Here is a 4,456-nt window from a genome sequence, read left to right on the forward strand (position 1 = left end):
AAACTGTGGGAAAACGCACTACACCCGTTTTAACATACGAACTCACTGCCGAAATATCGCACGGGGAAAACAACCGCGACCAGGAGGCGAACGCTGTCAAAAGCAAAGTCTGCCTGCATGCGTACGTGTTCGACCAAGACTCGGGACAGGCGATCTACCCGACGACCGAGACCCAGCAGGTGGCACGACATTTCTGCAACATCGCGGCGACGGTACTGCGAGAAAAACCATGGCACTTTAGAGATTACGCGGATAAAGTGCACCTTACTTACAAAAGTGATCGAAAATACAACCTCGGCATTTATTTTGTCGTCGCGGCGACCATCGACGACCATCCTATACACCCCGAAGGAACCCTTGAAACCCTTACATGGGATCCCCAAAACGAATGCGTCACCATCGACAAACTAGATGGGAATGGTCGAGAACAAATAGAAGACAGCCAACCTATATATTGCAAACCGTCAGAACTACCGATTTCCACGAATCAGCAGATACCGACGCACGAAGCGACAGGGAATGAAACTCGCGATCACATCCACCCGCAAACGACCCCGAAACGTGATTATGACGGCGCATTGCGTGTAAGGTCGCGAACGTACGTCAGCGCCAATGACAACCAAAGGGGAGCCAATGAACGCCATCGCCTTGACCAAACGGCTACTCCATCGCGGAACGAACGCGAACCGTATGCTCTAGAACCGCTAACACGCACACCCGCGCCACGATTCACAAGCCAACGACAACTGCGTGATAAACAGTACACGCCTTACCGTTTAAGTGACAAACGAACGTTACAGCGAACGCCAATAGGCACGAGTCTACAACGTCCGGTGCCAGTCGAAACGGCTCACCCTAGCCAGCGCCAATCGCGCTACGCGCCTTATGGTGCCCTCCACGACACGGAAATAACGTACAACGCGCCATCCGAACGACCGGACATTGACGGGACGGTCCGAACCCTTCGATTTCTGGTCAAACGACTGAACGAACTGGGTCGTGAACTTGAGAAAGCAATGACGATCACTCCTGAAGGCCGAGCACAGCTTAAGGACTCTATCGTCCGACTGCTAAAGGATGGGCAACGACTGGAAGGGGCACTAATCTTGTGTCAAAATGCACTCAAGATACTGTTCACTGGAAGAGAAACCGACGCAAACAACCCTTTCGCGCCCGGACCGAGCAACGAAAGGCGAAAAGAACGTAACAAAAGCGCCAACTACGACGATTTACCACGAAAGATGGAGAGACCCAGATACACCCCGCCACGCAGGGATTCTGCACGCGAACTCGAAAACACGTTGCTCAACGCCGGAAATGTCAATAAGCGCGTTCCGCAAACCAAACCCTTTAGGCTGAACCCGCGCCTGTCGACGTCGGTGGGTGCTACGATATTAGCCAATGGAGCGAGGACGAGGAAAAAGTGAGGGAGAGCACGCCACGCTCGCACCGTAAACCTCTTCGCCATGACTTCGACGAGCGTTCACGAGACGAAGGCGAAATGTTCGCGCGCGCTGATAGTATCGAGGACCAACGACATAAACCACACCGACGCCACGCATCGCCGCGCCAAGTCAAACTGCAAACGCGTCGTAATAGATATGCTCGAAAAAAGTCACAAAGTCGCCTAGAAGAGCAGCGAATGAGACTGACACGAGAGGGTGCGGCCAAACGGCGCGGTACTGAACCACGGTCCGGCCGCTCCACTCAACGAGCCGACTACCGAGGTGACGAATCGAACGCCTCGATTGATGGGGGCCGCTCGACACACAGCTATGCCTATCGTCAACGAACTGTGCGCCGCAATTCTAACCCACGTCATTCACACTACGAGTGAACGAGATGCGTGCTAGCAAACGCTAATCGAACGAGCGCGTTACGTCGGGACCCAATCCGATAAACGTGTCCTATGCCTGATCTCGATTTTCCGACGGATCAGGCGTAGCCTACTTCTATGACCCTTACCACCTTCGATCTTGTTGACCACGTTACGATTGCATACGGGACAACCCGACCTGAGGCGCAACGCATGCTCTTAGATTCGGTCGTGTCTGCGGGGTCGATGGCATCGCCCAGCCCATGACGACTGACTTAGACTCCGTTGAGGTGCAACCGATGGCCTGTAAGCCGCGACACCGTCTAAGGTGCAACCGAACACCGAAACAATGCTTGAGATAGTTACCCCGCCTACCTTCGGTCAGCACGAGGTTTATGGTCCAAAATGGCTTACTTAAGTAGCTAAAATCAACCGGGCCAACGTACATCCCTATCTTCACTTTTCGCCACCTTTATACGCTAGGCCAAATGACCTACACCTTACTTGACAACCCACCCACGAAAATCACTAGGCTGAAAAAAACCTTCAAGGACACGAGATGAGCGACCTGAACTACTTCGTCATATTGGTGACCTTAAATCAGTGAAAACGATCGTCGCGGGAACATGCGGGTGCGATGGCGCCCTTCAACCTTCCTGAGACCGACCATCTCGTTGAATATATTCGAAAAACTAGGCTAAGTTAAGTGCGCCAGGTCGAAACGACCTACACGGATTTGATACCTGATTCAAACGGCGTGACCGATATCGTGACCTATCAGTCAAGGGCTTTTGCTTAAGTTCGCATTACGAATGACAAGAGATGATAATGAGACAAAAAAAGAAAGGCAGCGGCAAGGGATTGAATTGGCTAAAGAGCGCGGTAAATGCAAAGATCGTCAAGCAAATACCGATATTCACCAACAAATTATAGCGCTTAGAAATTCAAATTTGACCATCGGTGACGACACGTCAATCAGTTGAACGAATATGGTCTTTGAACCATCAAGGGAAGTGAATACGATGATCCGGTAGACTTTTTTGGAGCATCAACACGGTAGTTATGGAAGCGATTGTCACCCGCCAACTCCACAAGATCTATCACGGTGTTTCCACCTTGATGATTTGGACTTAGAGCTCATTTTTGACAAAAACGTGGAGCTCACCATGGTTTGGGCTTTGCATTACAACTATCAACATTGGGTTATTAAGGGTTGTTTAACAAACGGCCATTTGACATGCAAGACGGGGTGCTTGAAACATTAGCGCGGCGATTGAATCTCAATGACAAAGTGGACAATCATCGCTTCATAATTGGCAGTCATCTATGGCAACGAGTTCAGCAAACCCGGGATGTTACTGATACACCGACCTATCATGAGGTTGACTCGTGTTCTGCTTCGTGCTGGTCATCGCCTCTGCTGGAGTCACTTGCACATCACGATTTTTGTTTGAAAAAGCGCCATATTGGGTCATCGCGTCAAAAGTGATACCTGCTGGACGTAGCACTGTAGAGCGATTCATCTCCAAACTTAGAGCGGAGGAGATGATCGCATGTGACGGGACCTTATTTCTGAACGTCTAAGCAACACGGTAACCGTTAGGATTATTGCTCCCCCGTCCAAGCCAAAATATTGAGTATTTGAGAAAAGCTGAGAACGTCGCCTGTTAATGCCAACGGTAAAACGATACATGAGGATATACAAAATCTTATTGAAGTCAGAAAATATCATTTTCCTTGGCAAATTCGAGATAAACATTCCTATCGTTCGAATTAAACAGCTTTCACACTACGCCTCTACAGCCAAAGTGGCAGCACTGGGACGTATGAATCACCTGAAGAAACCAGCCGTTGTATGAGATCTGATGGCCAGCAAGACGCGCCTTTGTTGCGGTAATCGACTGAACTGAATCGTAATCTTACGATCAGATCAGGGACATTCATTTGCCGACTTTGAATTCAATCCAAGCCTCGCTAAAAAACCACTTACGGGCGCAAGTACAACCGCTCTCGAGTCGATCGAGGTTCACTCACGTTTGGATTGACGAATGTTCCATTGGTTTGTCCTCACTATACCTGTATAAGCCGACGAACCAAGGGTGTAGTCGTTAATTTCAAAGCCTCAATACGAGGCGCTATCCAACGCCTAGCCATGATGCAACTTGGGCTCAAAGTCTTCAGTAAGAGTGAGTGGAAAGTGAAAAAGCATGGAGCAGATGGCAAGCGTCGAGTCGGGCGTAAACTCCCTCTTTCGGTTGATACCGATACCACATGAAATTGTCGCCGCTGACTGACGCTCTCGCGTGTGAATGATGCTGAAGTACTCCCCGATCAACTTAAACAAACGCGCCGAACCATCAAGGAAATCTCGAGAGATGGTGCATACGATACGAGAGAGTGTCACAGAGCGATTAGGGTTAAGAGCGCGACACCTTTAATCCCTCCGCGCGAAGGTGCCGCTTTCTGGGAAAAAAGGCGTCCTCGCAATCAGATAGTGGGAACCCTTAAAACGCTACGGCTCGAAACAATAGTGGAAAAGGATTTAACGGTTACCCTAAGCGGCTATTGCCGTCGACCGCGATGTATCGCGTAAAACAACTATTAGGTGCTTCACTCACGCACCGAAATGACAACGCACGA

At 49.9% G+C, this 4,456-nt stretch carries 5 protein-coding genes and 1 pseudogene; 5 read left to right on the forward strand and 1 reads right to left on the reverse strand.

Annotated elements, in window-relative coordinates:
- The 4 genes from BLO31_RS24100 to BLO31_RS23930 form a co-directional block, all read left to right on the forward strand.
- Positions 1–241 (forward strand): hypothetical protein (locus tag BLO31_RS24100; RefSeq protein WP_217495139.1); only part of this gene is annotated, 241 nt, incomplete at its 5' end.
- Positions 180–1,427 carry a hypothetical protein gene (locus BLO31_RS18815; RefSeq protein ID WP_139159066.1) on the forward strand — a complete coding sequence of 416 codons (1,248 nt, stop codon included), beginning with the start codon at positions 180–182 and terminating at the stop codon, positions 1,425–1,427. The genes BLO31_RS24100 and BLO31_RS18815, both read left to right, overlap by 62 nt.
- Entirely contained in the window at positions 1,424–1,837 is a 414-nt protein-coding gene (locus tag BLO31_RS18820) for a hypothetical protein (RefSeq protein WP_070970440.1), read from the forward strand. The genes BLO31_RS18815 and BLO31_RS18820 overlap by 4 nt, the downstream gene beginning before the upstream one ends.
- A gap of 791 nt (positions 1,838–2,628) precedes the next feature.
- On the forward strand, positions 2,629–2,799 hold the full coding sequence (locus tag BLO31_RS23930) for a hypothetical protein (RefSeq protein ID WP_175443254.1): 171 nt from the start codon (positions 2,629–2,631) through the stop codon (positions 2,797–2,799).
- A 372-nt stretch (positions 2,800–3,171) separates the two neighbouring features.
- Here BLO31_RS23930 and BLO31_RS23935 read toward each other — a convergent pair whose 3' ends face one another.
- Complete coding sequence (locus BLO31_RS23935) at positions 3,172–3,339, reverse strand: hypothetical protein (RefSeq protein WP_175443255.1); 168 nt, start codon at positions 3,337–3,339, stop codon at positions 3,172–3,174.
- Between the two features lie 512 nt (positions 3,340–3,851).
- Between BLO31_RS23935 and BLO31_RS23275 the strand changes: the two are divergent.
- Positions 3,852–4,456, forward strand: a pseudogene (locus tag BLO31_RS23275) (IS5 family transposase); the annotation flags it as partial.

The organism is Vibrio sonorensis (assembly GCF_001854765.1).
In the GTDB taxonomy this organism is placed as follows: domain Bacteria; phylum Pseudomonadota; class Gammaproteobacteria; order Enterobacterales; family Vibrionaceae; genus Vibrio; species Vibrio sonorensis.